At 71.5% G+C, this 16,642-nt stretch carries 15 protein-coding genes and 1 pseudogene; all 16 read left to right on the top strand.

Translation table 11 applies throughout. The features are described 5' to 3' along the window. The first annotated feature begins 146 nt into the window (after nt 1-146). The 16 genes and pseudogenes from pgsA to secF all read left to right on the top strand — a co-directional run bounded on the left by pgsA (nt 147) and on the right by secF (nt 16,545). Nucleotides 147-764, top strand: coding sequence for a phosphatidylinositol phosphate synthase (gene pgsA / locus AC5L38_RS37765; RefSeq protein WP_495247603.1), 618 nt, complete (start codon nt 147-149; stop codon nt 762-764). A 12-nt stretch (nt 765-776) separates the two neighbouring features. After that, the gene (locus AC5L38_RS37760) at nt 777-1,745 is read left to right on the top strand and encodes a phosphatidylinositol mannoside acyltransferase (protein ID WP_495247602.1); all 969 of its coding nucleotides are present in this window, start codon (nt 777-779) and stop codon (nt 1,743-1,745) included. Then, nucleotides 1,742-2,857 (top strand): annotated as a pseudogene (locus AC5L38_RS37755) (glycosyltransferase family 4 protein); the annotation flags it as partial. The gene AC5L38_RS37760 and the pseudogene AC5L38_RS37755, both read left to right, overlap by 4 nt. 200 nt (nt 2,858-3,057) lie before the next feature. Further along, nucleotides 3,058-3,597: a LemA family protein gene (locus AC5L38_RS37750; protein ID WP_495247601.1), complete on the top strand. Its 540-nt coding sequence runs from the start codon at nt 3,058-3,060 to the stop codon at nt 3,595-3,597. 115 nt (nt 3,598-3,712) lie between these two features. After that, on the top strand, nt 3,713-4,726 hold the full coding sequence (locus AC5L38_RS37745) for a DUF3048 domain-containing protein (protein WP_495247600.1): 1,014 nt from the start codon (nt 3,713-3,715) through the stop codon (nt 4,724-4,726). 150 nt (nt 4,727-4,876) lie between these two features. Continuing rightward, nucleotides 4,877-5,791: a pyridoxal 5'-phosphate synthase lyase subunit PdxS gene (pdxS, locus tag AC5L38_RS37740; protein WP_495247599.1), complete on the top strand. Its 915-nt coding sequence runs from the start codon at nt 4,877-4,879 to the stop codon at nt 5,789-5,791. A gap of 191 nt (nt 5,792-5,982) precedes the next feature. Beyond that, complete coding sequence (locus AC5L38_RS37735; protein ID WP_495247598.1) at nt 5,983-7,677, top strand: alkaline phosphatase D family protein; 1,695 nt, start codon at nt 5,983-5,985, stop codon at nt 7,675-7,677. A 134-nt stretch (nt 7,678-7,811) separates the two neighbouring features. Beyond that, nucleotides 7,812-8,402 carry a pyridoxal 5'-phosphate synthase glutaminase subunit PdxT gene (gene pdxT, locus AC5L38_RS37730; RefSeq protein WP_495247597.1) on the top strand — a complete coding sequence of 197 codons (591 nt, stop codon included), beginning with the start codon at nt 7,812-7,814 and terminating at the stop codon, nt 8,400-8,402. A gap of 3 nt (nt 8,403-8,405) precedes the next feature. Beyond that, nucleotides 8,406-9,158: a YebC/PmpR family DNA-binding transcriptional regulator gene (locus AC5L38_RS37725; RefSeq protein WP_362874724.1), complete on the top strand. Its 753-nt coding sequence runs from the start codon at nt 8,406-8,408 to the stop codon at nt 9,156-9,158. Between the two features lie 74 nt (nt 9,159-9,232). Beyond that, complete coding sequence (locus tag AC5L38_RS37720; RefSeq protein WP_495247596.1) at nt 9,233-10,528, top strand: cation:proton antiporter; 1,296 nt, start codon at nt 9,233-9,235, stop codon at nt 10,526-10,528. Nucleotides 10,529-10,678: 150 nt separating this feature from the next. Beyond that, nucleotides 10,679-11,263 (top strand): crossover junction endodeoxyribonuclease RuvC, encoded by a 585-nt coding sequence (gene ruvC, locus AC5L38_RS37715; protein ID WP_495247639.1) that lies wholly within the window; start codon nt 10,679-10,681, stop codon nt 11,261-11,263. Continuing rightward, nucleotides 11,260-11,880 carry a Holliday junction branch migration protein RuvA gene (ruvA, locus tag AC5L38_RS37710; protein WP_495247595.1) on the top strand — a complete coding sequence of 207 codons (621 nt, stop codon included), beginning with the start codon at nt 11,260-11,262 and terminating at the stop codon, nt 11,878-11,880. The genes ruvC and ruvA overlap by 4 nt, the downstream gene beginning before the upstream one ends. A gap of 112 nt (nt 11,881-11,992) precedes the next feature. Next, the gene (gene ruvB / locus AC5L38_RS37705; RefSeq protein WP_495247594.1) at nt 11,993-13,051 is read left to right on the top strand and encodes a Holliday junction branch migration DNA helicase RuvB; all 1,059 of its coding nucleotides are present in this window, start codon (nt 11,993-11,995) and stop codon (nt 13,049-13,051) included. A 225-nt stretch (nt 13,052-13,276) separates the two neighbouring features. Beyond that, nucleotides 13,277-13,645: a preprotein translocase subunit YajC gene (gene yajC / locus AC5L38_RS37700; protein ID WP_495247593.1), complete on the top strand. Its 369-nt coding sequence runs from the start codon at nt 13,277-13,279 to the stop codon at nt 13,643-13,645. Between the two features lie 84 nt (nt 13,646-13,729). Next, a complete protein-coding gene (gene secD / locus AC5L38_RS37695) occupies nt 13,730-15,487 on the top strand; it encodes a protein translocase subunit SecD (protein ID WP_495247592.1) in 1,758 nt (585 codons plus the stop codon). Next, nucleotides 15,487-16,545 (top strand): protein translocase subunit SecF, encoded by a 1,059-nt coding sequence (gene secF, locus AC5L38_RS37690; RefSeq protein WP_495247591.1) that lies wholly within the window; start codon nt 15,487-15,489, stop codon nt 16,543-16,545. Before secD ends, secF begins: the two co-directional genes overlap by 1 nt. Nucleotides 16,546-16,642 lie beyond the last annotated feature (97 nt).

Here is a 16,642-nt window from a genome sequence, read left to right as displayed (position 1 = left end):
AACCCGGACCGTTCCGGCGGTCCTGTGCCGCCCCCGTGCCGCCCCCGTGCCGCCCTCATGCCGTCTCGTGAGCGCCGTTCCCCGCGGCTCGCCGCTCCCGTCGCCGATGCGCGCTCGCAGGCCCGGTGGCCTACGATCGGAGCGCCATGCTGAAACTTCTGCGTCCCGCCGTCACCAGGCTCCTGACCCCGCTGGGCAGGGCGCTGACCCGCCGCGGGATCAGTCCCAACACGGTTACCGCCGCCGGCACGCTCGGCACCGTCGCCGCGGCCCTGTTCTTCTACCCGCGAGGCCAGCTGTTTGTTGGCACGGTGGTGATCACCTTCTTCGTGCTGGCCGACCTCCTCGACGGGGTCATGGCCAGGATGACGGGCCCGGGCAGCACCTGGGGCGCCTTCCTCGACTCCACCCTCGACCGGGTCGGCGACGCGGGCATCTTCTCCGGGCTGGTGTTCTGGTTCGTCGTGAGCGAGCAGCGGGTGCTGGCGGGGGTCGCGCTGTTCTGCCTCGTCGCGGGGGCGGTGGTCTCGTACGTCAAGGCCAGGGCCGAGGCGCTGGGCATGACGTGCGACGTCGGCCTCGCCGAGAGGCCGGAACGCCTGGTCGTCGGCCTGGTCTCCGCCGGTCTCGGCGGCCTGGGCGTGCCCTACATCCTGGCCGCGGGGCTCTGGCTGCTCGCCGCCGCCAGCGCGGTCACGGTCGGCCAGCGCCTGCTGCACGTGCGCCGGCAGGCCGTCTCCCACCCGCCACGGACCCTCCGCTGATCGGAAAGATCGATGACCGACAAGCCCTCCCCCCAGGACCGTCTCGTCGCCGCGGCGTTCGGCGCCGGTTGGACGGTCGTGCCCCGCCTGCCCGAGAGGCTCACCGCCTGGGCCTTCCGCACCGCCGCCGACCGGTTGTGGAAGCGCCGGGGCAAGTCGGTGCTCAGGCTGGAGTCCAACCTCGCCAGGGTCAAGGGCGCCTCGCCCGGCGACCCGGCGATCCGGGCGCTCAGCCGCGACGGCATGCGCTCCTACTTCCGCTACTTCCACGAGGTGTTCCGGCTGCCCTCGATCCCCATCGAGGAGATCGTCTCCCGCATGCGGGTGGTCGGGGCCGAGCCCGTCTACGACAACCTCGCCAGGGGGCGGGGCGTGGTCCTGGCCCTGCCGCACATGGGCAACTGGGACCAGGCGGGCGCCTGGTTCGCCGGTACGGGCCACCCGTTCACCACGGTCGCCGAGCGGCTCAAGCCCGAGTCGCTGTTCCACCGCTACACCGCCTTCCGCGAGGGGCTCGGCATGGAGGTGCTGCCGCTCACCGGCGGTGAGGGCAACACCTTCGGAACCCTGGCGCAGCGCCTGCGCGCGGGCCTGCCGGTCGCCCTGCCGGCCGAGCGCGACCTGACCGCGAACGGGGTCGAGGTGCAGTTCTTCGGCGCGGCCACCCGGATGCCCGCCGGTCCCGGCCTGCTGGCCGTGCACACCGGGGCCGCCCTCATCCCGGCCATCCCCTACTTCGAGGAGAACGGCTGGGGGCTGCAGTTCCACGAGGAGATCGCGGTCCCGGCCGAGGGCACCAGGAAGGAGAAGGTGGCCGTCGTCATGCAGGGCCTCGCCACCGTCTTCGAGAAGGGCATCGCCGAGCACCCCGAGGACTGGCACATGCTCCAGCGCCTCTGGCTCGAAGACCTGGAGCCCAGGGAGCCCAGGGAGCCCAGGGAGCCCAGGGAGCCCGGGAAGACCGGGGAGACCGGGGCATGAGGATCGGCATCGTCTGCCCCTACACATGGGACGTGCCGGGCGGCGTCCAGGTGCACATCCAGGACCTGGCCGAGGCCCTCATGGCCGACGGCCACCACGTCTCGGTGATCTCCCCGGCCGCGGAGAACGCCGACCTGCCCCCGTACGTGACCTCGGCGGGCCGGGCCGTCCCGGTGCCGTTCAACGGGTCGGTGGCCAGGATGTCGTTCGGGTTCCTGTCGGCGAACCGGGTGCGCCGCTGGGTGCGTGAGGGCCGCTTCGACGTGCTGCACGTGCACGAGCCGGCCATCCCCTCGCTCGGCCTGCTCGCCTGCTGGGTGGCCAGGGGGCCGATCGTGGCCACCTTCCACGCCTCGTACACCAACTCCCGCTCCTTCTCGGTCGGGGTGCCGGTCATCATGAGCGCGCTGGAGAAGATCGGCGGCAGGATCGCGGTGTCCGACGCCGCCAGGAAGACCCTCGTCGAGTTCATGGGCGGCGACGCCGTGCTCATCCCCAACGGGGTGACGGTGAGCCGCTACGCCGAGGGCGAGCCGCTGCCCGGCTGGGACGAGGGCGAGGTGATCGGCTTCCTGGGCCGGATGGACGAGCCGCGCAAGGGCCTGCCGGTGCTGCTGGAGGCGTTCGCCCTGCTGGCCGCCGAGCGGCCGGCGCTGCGCCTGCTCCTGGCCGGGCCCGGTGACGCCGACGAGGTGCTGGGACGGGTCCCGGCCGCCTTCCACGACCGGATCGGCCTGCTCGGCATGGTCAGCGAGGAGGACAAGGTGCGGGCCTACCACACGGTCGACGTCTTCTGCGCGCCCAACCTGGGCGGCGAGAGCTTCGGCATCGTGCTGACCGAGGCGATGTCGGCCGGCGCGGCGGTCCTGGCCAGCGACATCCCGGCCTTCCGCAAGGTGCTCGGCGACGGCCGGGCGGGGGCGCTGTTCGAGACGGGCGACGCCGCGTCGCTCGCCCGCGAGGCCGCCGCGCTGCTCGACGACCCCGAGCGCCGGGCCAGGCTGTCGGAGGAGGCCCGCCTGGCCGTGCGCAAGTACGACTGGTCGACGGTCGCCCGCGACGTCCTGCGGGTGTACGAGACCGTGGCGAGCACGGCCGGGGTCGAGGAGGACGCGACGGGCACGGGGGCGGGGGCGGGCGCGATGTCGGGCGCGGCGGCGGGCACGGTGCCGGGCGCAGTGCCCGGCACAGTGGTGAGCGCGGTGCCGGGCGCGGTGCCCGGCGCAGTGGTGAGCGCGGTGCCGGGCGCGGCGGGGGCCGCCGTCGGGGCCGCGGGTGACGGGAAGGACACCGCCGAGAGGGGCGGCGCGCTGTGACGACCACGCTGATCCTGGTGGTGGGCGCGGTCGTGGTGTTCCTCGCCGTCTACATCTCCTGGCGGGCCGGGCGGCTCGACCGGATGCACATCCGGCTGGAGCTGGCCCGCGAGTCCCTGGACGCCGCCCTGGTGCGGCGCACCGCCGTCAGCCTGGAGCTGGCGGCCTCCCGGCTGCTGGACCCGGCCACGAGCCTGGTGCTGGCCGCGGCCGCCCACGAGGCCCGTACCGCGGGCCCCGAGGAGCGCGAGCACGCCGAGAGCGACCTGTCGCGCGCCCTGCGCGCCGTCGTCGACCAGGAGCGCTTCCGCGACCGGCTGGCCGACACCCCGGCCGGGTCCGACCTGCTGGAGGAGCTGGACGCGGCGGTGGCCAAGGTCCTGTACTCCCGCCGGTTCTACAACAACGCGGTGGGCGTCACCCGGACGGCGCAGCGCCGCTGGCTGGCCCGCACGCTGCGGCTGGCCGGGCACACCGAGTATCCGGCCTTCTTCGAGATCGACGACGCCCCTCCGAAGGCCCTGGCTGCCGAATAAGGATGATTAAGGCGTACATGAAGCGGAGTATCTGACAAGTCGGACACCGGTAAGCTCTTGGCGATTCACGACTGAGTGGCCGAGTGACCGAGTGGCCGACTTGAGGAGATGAGCCGTGCGGGTGCCCCGGATGATCGCCGTCACGCTGGCGGGAGCCGCGATCCTGGCGCCCGCCGCCTGCTCCTCCGACGACCCGGCCGCGCCGGGCAACCCCGCGGGCGCGGCCGGCGAGCCGAGCACGGCCCCGACCCCCACGCCCGAGCCGACCCACCCCTTCACCGGCCTGCCCGGCGCGGCCCGCAGGGCGGTGCTCGCGGTGAAGATCGAGAACACCTCGGCGGGCAAGCCCCAGCTGGGCCTGAAGAGCGCCGACGTCGTCTACGTCGAGCAGGTCGAGGCGGGCCTGACCCGCCTGATGGCGATCTTCTCCTCGAAGATCCCGGCCAAGGTCGGCCCGGTCCGCAGCGCCCGCATCTCCGACCTGCACATCGTCCCGCAGTTCGGCAGGCCCGCCTTCGCCTACTCGGGCGCGCAGACCAAGATGCTCCCCTTCATCGCCGAGGCGCCGCTCTTCGACGTCTCCGACAGCAGGCAGCCGGGCGCGTACTTCCGCCAGCCGGGCCGTTTCGCCCCCTACAACCTGTTCGCCAACACCAAGCGGCTGCTGGCCGGGGCGCCCAAGGCGACCAAGGCCAAGGACATCGGGTTCACCTTCGGCGACGCGCCCGAGGGCGGCGTGCCGCGCAAGATGTACAGCGTGAAGTACCCGGCGGCGAGGTTCAGCTTCGGCTGGTCGGAGACGGCGGGCAAGTGGCTGATCTGGCAGGACGGCAAGAAGGACATGGCGGCCGAGGGCGGCCAGCTCGGCGCGCCCACGATCGTCGTGCAGTACACCAAGACGGAGCGCTCGCAGTTCCACGACAAGAACCAGAGCTACACCCCGCTGGTGCACAGCACCGGCAAGGGGAGGGCGATCGTGCTCCGCGACGGCCAGGCCTTCAAGGCCCGCTGGTCGCGTCCCAAGGAGAAGGACGGCACCGTCTTCACCACCGAGGCGGGCGAGCCGATGAACTTCGCGCCGGGGCAGGTCTGGGTCGTGCTCGCCTCCGCCAAGCCCGTCATTCCCTGACGCGCGAGCGCTACATGATGTCCAAGAAGATCGCCCGAGAGCGACAAGGCGTCGTGTAAGGGGGCAGGCCGCCAGCGCCTACGATGGAAGCGTAGTGGCCGTCCCCTGGACGGCCCATGATCCGCAGCCAGCCGTCGTGAGGTAGAGACCGTGTCCAGCAGCACGCCCGAAGTCAGCGAGACGACCGTCACCGGAACCGCCCGGGTCAAGCGCGGCATGGCAGAGATGCTCAAGGGCGGCGTCATCATGGACGTCGTCAACGCCGAGCAGGCCAAGATCGCCGAAGACGCCGGCGCCGTCGCCGTCATGGCCCTCGAGCGGGTGCCCGCCGACATCCGCGCCCAGGGCGGCGTCTCCCGGATGAGCGACCCCGACATGATCGACGGCATCATCGCCGCCGTCTCGATCCCGGTGATGGCCAAGGCCCGCATCGGCCACTTCGTCGAGGCCCAGGTGCTCCAGTCGCTCGGCGTCGACTACATCGACGAGTCCGAGGTGCTCACCCCGGCCGACTACGCCAACCACATCGACAAGTGGAAGTTCACGGTGCCCTTCGTCTGCGGCGCGACCAACCTGGGCGAGGCGCTGCGCCGCCTCACCGAGGGCGCGGCGATGATCCGCTCCAAGGGCGAGGCCGGCACCGGCGACGTCTCCAACGCCACCACCCACATGCGCAAGATCAGGGGCGAGATCAAGCGCCTGGGCTCGCTGCCCGAGGACGAGCTCTACGTCGCGGCCAAGGAGCTCCAGGCGCCGTACGAGCTGGTCGCCGAGGTCGCCAGGACCGGCAAGCTGCCCGTCGTGCTGTTCACCGCCGGCGGCATCGCCACCCCGGCCGACGCGGCGATGATGATGCAGCTCGGCGCCGAGGGCGTGTTCGTGGGCTCGGGCATCTTCAAGTCCGGCAACCCGGCCGAGCGCGCCTCCGCGATCGTCAAGGCCACCACCTTCTACGATGACCCCGACGTCATCGCGAAGGTCTCCCGAGGTCTGGGTGAGGCCATGGTCGGCATCAACGTCGACGACATCCCGGCCCCGCACCGGCTGGCCGAGCGCGGCTGGTAGAGCGGACGGGGGCGCCGAGAGCCCCTGGAAACCCCGGAAATCCCGGAAACCCCGGGAAGCTCCGGGAAACCGGCAGAAGGCGATCTCCGTCCTGGAGATCGCCTTTTTTCTGACAGGGGGAGTTAACTCCGCAGTCATGGTGCTCCGCGAGGCTGACGGGCGTTCGTGCCCGATCACCCGGGAGGTTTCCCTTGTCGAAGTTCACCCGCCGGTCCTTCCTCGTCACCGGCATCGCGGCCGGCGCGGCGGCGGGCATCCCCGCCGCGGCCGCGCACGCCGGTCCCGAGCCCGCCCAGGAGAGCGCGGCGTCTCTGGAGTCCCTCGCCTCCCGGGGCCTGCGCTCGGACCCCTTCACGCTCGGCGTCGCCTGCGGGGACCCCGACTCCGGCGGCTTCGTGATCTGGACCCGCCTGGCGCCCCAGCCGCTCGCCGAGGACGGCCTGGGCGGCATGCCCGCCCGGCCCTTCCCCGTCGAGTGGCACGTCTACGGCGACGAGAGGGGCCGCCGCGTGCTGCGCAGGGGCGTGGCCGTGGCCACCCCCGAGTGGGGCCACAGCGTCCACGTCGAGCTGAACGGGCTGCCCTCCGACAGGGACTACTGGTACCGCTTCAAGGTCGGCCCGTACCTCTCGCCGATCGGCAGGGCCAGGACGGCCCCGCACGTGTTCTCCTACGGCTCGGCCCTGGCGATGGCCTTCGTCTCCTGCGCCCAGTACGAGCACGGCTACTTCACCGCCTACCGCCGCCTGGCCGAGGAGCGGCCCGACCTGGTCCTGCACCTGGGCGACTACCAGTACGAGTACCGGCGCGACACCTACACCATCCCCGGCGGCAACATCCGCCACCACGAGGGGCCCGAGACCGAGAGCCTGGCGAACTACCGCCAGCGGCACGCCCAGTACAAGACCGACCCCGACCTGCAGGCCGCGCACGCCGCCGCCCCCTGGCTGGTCGTCTGGGACGACCACGAGCTGGACAACAACTGGGCCGACGAGGTGCCCGAGAAGCCCGAGGTGCCCCAGCCGAACTTCCTCGCCCGGCGCGAGGCGGCCTTCCGGGCGTACTACGAGAACATGCCGCTGCGGCGCGCCTCCATCCCCCGGGGCGTCGACATGCAGCTCTACCGGCGGGTCCGGTGGGGGAGGATGGCCACCTTCCACATGCTCGACACCCGCCAGTACCGCAGCGACCAGGGCTGCGGCGACGGCTACAGCGACTGCCCGGCGGCGGTCGACCCCGCCCGCTCGATCACCGGTGACGCCCAGGAGCGCTGGCTGCTGGAGGGCATGCGGCACTCCGAGGCGCGCTGGGACGTGATCGGCCAGCAGGTCTTCTTCGCCCAGCGCGACAACAACGCCGGGCCCGCGAAGATCACCAGCCAGGACGCCTGGGACGGCTACGTCGCCTCGCGGCAGCGCATCACCCAGGGCTGGGTGGACGCCGAGGTGCGCAACCCCGTGGTGCTCACCGGCGACGTGCACGCCCACTGGGCGAGCGACCTCAAGCTCGACTACGACGACCCCACCACCCGCACGGTCGGCTCCGAGCTGGTCGCCTCGTCCATCACCACGGGCGGCGACGGCCTCGACTCGGACCCGGCGACCCACCCGTACCTGACGATCAACCCGCACCTGAAGTTCTACAACAACCAGCGCGGCTACGTGATGACCCGGATCGAGCGCGACCTGCTCACCGCCGACTTCAAGGTGCTGCCGCAGGTGACACGGCCGGGCGCGGCGGCGCACACCAAGGCGACCTTCGTGGTCGAGGACCGGGTCCCCGGCGTGCAGCGGACCTACCTGCGCCCGGTCGACCCCTCGGCCGCCAGGACCCCCGGCATCGACTGGATCCAGGAGACCGTGGACCTGGAGACCAAGCGTCCCTGACCTCTCATCCGCCGTCGCGGGCGCCCCGGCCGATCCTCGCCGGGGCGCCCGTCGCGCGTCCGGCCGGGATTTTGGGCCCCGCGAGCGGTGGCCATACGCTGAAGGGGCAATTCACCCGCACGGAAGGACCATCGGTGACCAACGTCCCCACGATCGGCGTCTTCGCGCTGCAGGGAGACGTGCGCGAGCACGTGCGCTGCCTGGAGGCGGTGGGCGCCAGAGCGGTCACCGTACGGCGTCCCCGCGAGCTGGAGGCGGTCGACGGCCTCGTCATCCCGGGCGGGGAGTCCACCACGATGTGGAAGCTCGCCGACACCTTCGAGCTGCTCGAACCGCTCCGGATGCGGATCAAGGCGGGCATGCCCGCCTACGGCTCCTGCGCCGGAATGATCATGCTGGCCGACCGGATCGAGGGCGGGATCGAGGGCCAGCAGACGATCGGCGGCATCGACATGGTCGTGCGCCGCAACGCCTTCGGGCGCCAGGTCGACTCCTTCGAGGCCGACATCGACTTCGCCGGCCGCGGCGACATGCGGGCCGTGTTCATCCGCGCACCCTGGGTGGAATCCGTGGGTTCGGAGGTCGAAGTGCTGGCGCTGGCCGAACCTGGGGATAGGATCGTCGCGGTCCGTCAAGGACCGTTGCTCGCCACGTCCTTCCACCCGGAACTTACCGGGGATGTCGGTGTGCATTCATATTTCGCTGAGATGGTGAGGGAGCTCTAGGCGATGTCCGGCCACTCCAAATGGGCGACGACGAAGCACAAGAAGGCCGCGCTCGACTCCAAGCGCGGCAAGCTGTTCGCCAAGCTCATCAAGAACATCGAGGTCGCGGCCCGGACGGGCGGCCCCGATCCGGACGGCAACCCGACGCTGTACGACGCCATCACCAAGGCGCGCAAGAGCTCGGTCCCGATCGACAACATCGAGCGCGCCCGCAAGCGCGGCGGCGGCCTGGAGGCCGGCGGCGCCGACTGGCAGACGATCATGTACGAGGGCTACGCCCCCGGCGGCGTCGCGGTGCTGATCGAGTGCCTCACCGACAACCGCAACCGCGCGGCCTCCGAGGTCCGCGTCGCGCTGACCCGCAACGGCGGCTCGCTGGCCGACCCCGGCTCGGTGTCCTACATGTTCAACCGCAAGGGCGTCGTGCTTGTCCCCAAGGGTGAGCTGGGCGAGGACGACGTGCTGACCGCGGTCCTCGACGCGGGCGCCGAGGAGGTCAACGACCTGGGCGACCAGTTCGAGGTCGTCTCCGAGGCCACCGACCTCGTCCCGGTCCGCAAGGCCCTGCAGGAGGCCGGGATCGACTACGACTCGGCCGAGTCCAGCTTCATGCCGACGATGAACGTCCCGCTCGACGAGGACGGCGCGCGCAAGGTCTTCAGGCTGATCGACGCCCTGGAGGACAGCGACGACGTGCAGAACGTCTGGGCCAACTTCGACGTCTCCGACGAGGTCATGGAGAAGCTCGACGCCTGACCCGGGTTGTCACGGTGTGATCTCGTGTCGTCTGCGAGGTTTGTCCGCGTGGTCAAGGGCATATCACGCGGACAATGGGCAATCCTGATCTGATCTTTGCCGTGGCGGGCGTCGCCGCGCTGCTCGCGGCCACGCTGCCCCGGCTCCTCGACCGGCGTCCCTTCTCGCTCCCGCTGGCCTGCCTGCTGGGCGGTCTCCTCCTCTACACGCTCCCCTACATGCTGCCCTTGGAGCTGCCGGATCCCGATCCGGTGGCCCACCGGTCGCTGGTCGAGCACGCCACCGAGATCTGCGTGCTGATCTCGCTCATGGGCGCCGGACTGGCCATCAACCGGCCCTTCGGACGGCGCACCTGGTCCTCGACCTGGCGCCTGCTGGGATGGACGCTCCCGCTGACCGTCCTCGCGGTGGCCGCCGTCGCGTACGGCCTGCTCGGCTGGCCGCTGGCCGCGGCGCTGCTGCTGGGCGCGGTGCTCGCGCCGACCGACCCGGTGCTCGCCTCCGACGTGCAGGTCGGCGAGCCCGTCGACTCGGAGAAGGCCGACGACGAGGTCCGCTTCACCCTCACCTCGGAGGCCGGTCTCAACGACGGCCTCGCCTTCCCCCTGGTGTACGCCGCGATCGCGCTGGCCGTCAGCGGGGGCGTCGGCTGGATCGCCGAGTGGACGCTGGTGGACCTGCTCTACCGGTGCGCCGCGGGCGTGGTGTGCGGGCTGCTGATCGGCAAGGGGCTGGCGCGGCTGTTTTTCCGCGCACAGAAGTCCGACCTGCGCCTGTCCGAGCACCGCGACGGCTTCGTGGCGCTGGCCGCGACGTTCCTGGCCTACGGCCTCACCGAGCTGGTGCACGGGTACGGCTTCATCGCGGTGTTCGTGACCGCCTGCACCATCAGGGCGGCCGAGCACAGCCACGGCTACAACAGGGTGCTGCACGGCTTCATCGAGCAGGTCGAGCGGCTGTTCACCGCCTGGCTGATCCTGCTGCTCGGCGGCTTCGTCGCGGTGGGCGGCCTGGCCGCGCTCACCTGGCGGGGCGCCGCGGTCGGCCTGTCGCTGCTGCTGGTCATCCGGCCGCTGACCGGCTGGCTCGCCGGGCTGGGCGGCAGGGCGGGGCCGCGCGAGCGCGTCGCGACGGCGTTCTTCGGCATCCGCGGCATCGGCTCGCTGTTCTATCTCGCCTACGCCCTCGGCCAGGCCGACTTCGGCGTGCCCGCCGAGGAGCTCTGGGCCGTGGTCGCCTTCACCGTGCTGGCCTCCCTGGCGATCCACGGCATCTCGGCCTCGCCGGTGATGAACCGCCTGGACCGGCTGCGGGACAAGAAGAGCGGCGAGAACGACGAGAACACCGAACCCGCCGCCCAGCACCTGTGAGCCGGGAGCCCGCCCCAGGCCCGCCGAGGACTCCCGGCGGGCCCCTTCGACGGGCCGGGGAAGAGCCGTGCGCGGGCCGCTCCCACGCGGTAGAGTCTGCCACCGAACAGGTGTTCGGCGAGCGGAGGCGTGTCGGTGCGGTTGCCCGAGTTGCGGGTGATGGGGGTCGATCCCGGGCTTACCCGATGCGGGCTCGGCGCCGTCGTGGGGCGGCCCGGCGCGCCGCTGAGCCTGGTCAAGGTCGGGGTCGTCCGCACCCCCGCCGACGACGAGATCGGCGCCCGGCTGGTGGCGATCGAGGCGGGCATCGAGCAGTGGCTCGACGAGGTCCGGCCCGACGCGGTGGCCGTGGAGCGGGTCTTCGCCCAGCACAACCTCAGGACCGTGATGGGCACCGCGCAGGCCTCCGCCGTGGCGATCCTGTGCGCGTCCCGCAGGGGCCTGCCGGTCGCGCTGCACACGCCGTCCGAGGTCAAGGCCGCCATCACCGGCAGCGGCACGGCCGACAAGCAGCAGGTCGGCACGATGGTGACCCGCCTGCTGCGGCTGGACGCCATGCCCAAGCCCGCCGACGCGGCCGACGCGCTCGCCCTCGCGATCTGCCACGTGTGGCGGGGCGGGGCCCAGAGCAGGCTGGCCGAGGCCGCCGCGAAGGCGGCGGGCGCCACCACGACCCCCGCCGCCTACTTCCGCGGCCGTGGCAGGGCCGGACACCCGAGAGGAACCGCCAAGTGATCGCCTCGGTGCGAGGACAGGTGACCGCGATCACGCCCGGCGGGGCGGTCGTCGAGGTCGGCGGGGTGGGAGTCCTCGTGCACTGCACGCCGGGCACGCTGGCGACGCTCAGGACGGGCGAGGAGGCCAGGCTGGCCACCTCGCTGGTGGTCCGCGAGGAGTCGCTCACCCTGTTCGGCTTCACCACCGACGACGAGCGCGGCATCTTCGAGATGCTGCAGACGGCCAGCGGGGTCGGCCCCAAGGTCGCCCTGGCGATGCTGGCCGTGCACACTCCCGACGCGCTGCGGGTGGCGGTGGCCTCCGCCGACGTCAAGGCGCTGACCAGGGTCCCCGGGGTGGGCCCGAAGGGCGCCCAGCGGATCATCGTCGACCTCAAGAACAAGCTCGGCACGCCCGAGGAGGCCGTCAACGCCGCCCTCGACGGCCGCGCCGTCGCGCCCGCCTGGCGCACCCAGGTCCACTCCGGGCTGGTCGGCCTGGGCTACTCGGGGCGAGACGCCGACGAGGCGGTCGCCGCCGTCGAGCCGCAGGCCGACGCCGAGCTGGCCGAGGGCCGCGCCCCGCAGGTGGGAGCCCTGCTCAAGGCCGCGCTCCGCGCGCTGAGCGTGCGATGAGGGGCGAGCGTGCCGCAGGGCGGCGTGTGCCGGGAGATCCTGGAAGGAGCCGTCGCGCGGTGCCCGAAGGGCTCGGGCGGTTCCGCGACGCGGCGAGCGGGGGAGGGGCGGCGTGAGTTCCGACCGTGATCTGGTGTCGCCGGACGCCGAGGGCGACGAGAGATACATCGAGGCGGCGCTGCGGCCCAAGCGGCTGGAGGAGTTCATCGGCCAGGCGCGGGTGCGCGAGCAGCTGTCGCTGGTGCTGCAGAGCGCGCTGCGGCGCGACCGGCCGCCGGACCACGTGCTGATGAGCGGCGGCCCCGGGCTGGGCAAGACCACCCTCGCCATGATCATCGCGACCGAGCTCTCGGTGCCCCTCCGGATCACCTCCGGGCCCGCGCTGGAGCGGGCCGGTGACCTCGCGGCGATCCTGTCGACCCTCTCCGAGGGCGAGGTCCTGTTCATCGACGAGATCCACCGGATGGCCAGGCCCGCCGAGGAGATGCTCTACCTCGCGATGGAGGACTTCCGCGTCGACATCGTGGTGGGCAAGGGGCCGGGGGCGACCGCGATCCCCCTGGAGATCGCCCCGTTCACCCTGGTCGGGGCCACCACCCGGGCCGGCATGCTCCCCGCGCCGCTGCGCGACCGCTTCGGTTTCGTCGCGCACATGGACTTCTACGGGGTCGACGAGCTGGAGCAGGTGCTGCACCGCTCCTCACGCCTGCTGGGCGTCACGCTCCCCGGCGACGCCGCCCGCGAGATCGCCGGCCGCTCCCGGGGCACCCCCCGCATCGCCAACCGGCTGCTGCGCCGGGTCCGCGACTTCGCCGAGGTGCGCGCCGAGGGCGTCGTCACCAGGGACGTCGCCTCCGCCGCGCTCAACCTCTACGAGGTCGACGCGGAAGGGCTCGACAGGCTCGACCGGGCGGTGCTCGGGGCGCTGCTGCGCAAGTTCGGCGGCGGCCCGGTGGGCCTGTCGACGCTGGCGGTCGCGGTGGGGGAGGAGCCGGAGACGGTCGAGGTGGTCGCCGAGCCGTTCCTGGTGCGGCAGGGGCTGCTGGCCCGCACCCCCCGTGGCCGGGTGGCGACCGCGGCGGCCTGGACCCACCTGGGGCTGGTGCCCCCGCCTGACGCCTTCGGCGCCTCGTTCCTCATCGATCTTGAGGATGATCCCGGGCGCGTCTAACGTTGGGAGTCGGTAGGGAAGTCGTACAGGATTGATCACAGATCGATGACAACTGTATCGAAATGGGAACTTCCCTGCGTGCCGGAACGTGACTTCGTTGCCGCGCTCTTAACAGCTCGCCTAAACTCCGAGCCTTGGATGGCTGTGTAGGCTGACGTGCTGAGCGGCGTGGCCGTATGTGACGTCCGGCTTCCGCCGGTCAATCTCAAGAGAGGGAGCGGCCCTGTGGGCGGCAACTATTCGAGCCTGATCATGATCGCTCTCATGGTCGTGGTGTTCTACTTCCTGCTCATCCGGCCGCAGCGCAAGCGGCAGCAGGAGCAGGCCAAGATGCAGAACAGTCTCACGCCGGGCACCGGCGTCATGACCACGACGGGTCTCTTCGCGACCGTGGTGGCCATCGACGCCGACGACGTGATCCTGGAGATCGCCCCCGGCGTGGAGACCCGCTGGGTCAAGGCGGCCATCGGCCGCGTCCTGGTTCCGGTTGACGACGCGGAGGAGGAGAATGTCAAGGCTGTCGACCACGATGTTGTCGTGGAGACGGCGGAACAGCAGGGTGCAGACCACGACACGACGACCAAGAAGCCGTGAGTAGCCTCACCTCCAACCCCCTATAACCGAAAGAACTGACGACCAGTGGCCCGACCGACCAGCGGCCAGAGCAGACCGGGGCGCATGCTCCTGGTGCTTCTGGCGATCATTCTCGCCATGGGCGGGGCGATGCTCCTCAACAAGGCGTACACGCCGGAGTATGGCCTCGACCTCGCCGGCGGCACGACCGTGACGCTGCAGCCCGTCACGCCGAACGGGAGCGCTCCCTCGCAGGAGAGCCTCGACCTCGCGGTGAACATCATCCGCGAGCGGGTGAACGGCAGCGGCATCTCCGACGCCGAGGTCGCCAAATCCGGCGACAACATCGTCATCTCCGTTCCCGGAGCCGGCCAGGAGGAAGTCGTCAAGCTGGTCGGCACCACCGCGGAGCTGAGGTTCCGCCAAGTGCTGGCGATCGGGGCCGGGTCGCCTCCGCCCCCGGGGCAGCTCTCCACCCAGGCGCCGACGCCGGCTCCCACGCCCAGCGCCTCCGGGCGCAAGGGGGACAAGGAGTCCAAGCCCGCCGGGTCGCAGACCCCGAAGCCGGACGCGACCGCCGCGCCCGACACGGGAGCCACCCCGGCCGGGCGCGCCCTGTCGTCGGCGCTCACCAACCCGAGCCCCGGCGCCACCCCCGCGCCCTCAGCCGAGCCGAGCGGCGACAAGTCCGCCAAGCCGGGCAAGAGCGCGGCCCCCGACGCCAGCGCCCCGCCGTCGGCCCCGCCCGCGGCGCCCGACGACCCCATGGCGGGCGTCGACACCAACGGGATCGACCCCGCGGCGCTCAAGCGGTTCGAGACGCTCGACTGCGCCAAGGACGCCGGGGTGGGCGCCCAGGACGCGCCGGACAAGCAGTACGTCGGCTGCAGCCAGGACGGCAGCACCAAGTTCGTGCTCGACAAGGCGGCCGTGACCGGCACCTCGATCGACAGCGCGTCCTCCGGCGTCGACCAGACCACCGGTGAGTGGCTCGTCCAGCTCGCCTTCAAGGGCCAGGGCCCCGACCAGTGGTCGAAGGTCACCACCACCGCCTTCAACTCGGCGGCCCCCCGCAACCAGGTCGCCATGGTCCTCGACGGCGTGGTCATCTCCGCGCCCGTCATCCAGGAGCCCATCACCGGGGGCCGGGCGCAGATCTCCGGCAGCTTCACCCAGGTGACGGCCGACGAGCTGGCCAACCAGCTCAAGTACGGCGCGCTGCCGCTGAAGTTCGAGAAGAGCTCCATCGAGGAGGTCTCCTCCACTCTGGGCGCCGACCAGCTGCGCGGCGGCCTCATCGCGGGCGCGATCGGCCTCCTGCTGGTCGTCGTCTACTCGATGCTCTACTACCGCGGCCTGGGCGTCGTGTCGGTGCTGAGCCTCGTGGTGGCCACGGTCGTGACCTACCAGGCCGTCGTGCTGCTCGGCGCGTTCGCGGGCTTCCGCCTCTCGCTGCCGCACATCATCGGACTGATCGTCTCGATCGGTATCACCGCGGACTCGTTCATCGTCTACTTCGAACGGATCCGCGACGAGATGAAGGAGGGCCGGCGCTCGCTGCGCACGGCCATCGAGGTCGCCTGGGTCCGCGCCCGGCGGACGATCCTCATCGCCGACGCCGTCATGTTCATCGCCGCCGTGGTCCTCTACTTCCTGGCCGTCGGCGGTGTGGCCGGGTTCGCCTTCGCCATGGGCCTGACCACGCTCATCGACATCGCGGTGGTGTTCATGTTCACCAAGCCGTTCGTCGCGATGCTGGCCAGGTTGCCGTTCTTCGCCAAGGGGCACAAGCTCTCCGGGCTCGACGCCGAGCGCATGAGTGAGGCCCCCGTCGCGCCCAAGTCCGTTCCGCAGGAGGCCTGATGTCCGGCATCGCGCGCCGGCTGTACCGGGGCGAGGTCGACGTCGACTTCGTCGGCCGCAAGAAGCTCTGGTACTCCCTTTCCGCAGTTCTGCTGGTGATCTCCATCGCCGGTCTGGTCTTCAACGGCCTCAACCTGGGCGTGGAGTTCAAGGGCGGGTCCGTCTTCTCCTTCAAGGCGCCGACCGCCAACATCGAGCAGGTGCGCGCCACGTTCACCGAGGCCGGTGCGCACCAGGTCATCGCGCAGACGACCCAGAACGGCTGGCGGGTCACCACGGAGAGCCTCCCGGCCGACCAGGTCACCGCCGTCCAGAAGGCGGTCGCCAGCGAGTTCAAGCTGCCGGCCGACCAGGTCAACCTGCAGGTCATCGGCGCCTCGTGGGGCGGTCAGGTGGCCAACAAGGCCATCATCGGCCTGATCGTCTTCATGCTGGCGATCATCCTGTACCTGACGATGGCCTTCGAGTGGAAGATGGCGCTGGCCGCCGTCGTGGCGCTGCTGCACGACCTGGTGATCACCGCCGGCGTCTACGCGTGGTCCGGCTTCGAGGTCACCCCGGCCACCCTGCTGGGCTTCCTGACGATCCTCGGATACTCGCTGTACGACGCCGTCGTCGTCTTCGACATGATCAAGGAGGTCACCGCCAAGCTCGGCACGACCTCCAAGCTCACCTACACCGAGGCCGCCAACAACGCGCTGAACCACACGCTGATCCGGTCGCTGAACACCACCCTGGTGGCGATCCTGCCGGTCGCGGCGATCCTGTTCATCGGCACCACGCTGTTCGGCGCGGGAACGCTGAAGGACCTGTCGCTGTCGCTGTTCGTCGGCATGCTCGTCGGCACCTACTCCTCGCTGTGCGTCGCGACGCCGCTGCTGGTCACGCTCAAGGAGCGCGAGCCGCGCTACCAGGCGCTCGCCCGCAGGCTCGCCGCCCACGGCGGGAGCTCCGGCGTCAAGACGGTGCGCCAGCCGGTCACCGCGGGAGCCTCCAACGGCGCCGCCGCGACCGCGGGCGGAGCCACCTCCGCCGGCGACAAACGGAAGAAGAAGTAAGCACGGGCACGTCCGCGCCTCCGCTCCCCGCACAGGGAGCGGAGGCGTTTTCCGTACCTCCCCGGTTCCTTTTCGCCCTCCCCGTACCCTCGGCGGC

It is taken from the genome of Streptosporangium nanhuense (assembly GCF_059358815.1).
Note: the sequence above shows the minus strand (reverse complement) of the source record. Positions and strands in the feature narration are given on the sequence as shown.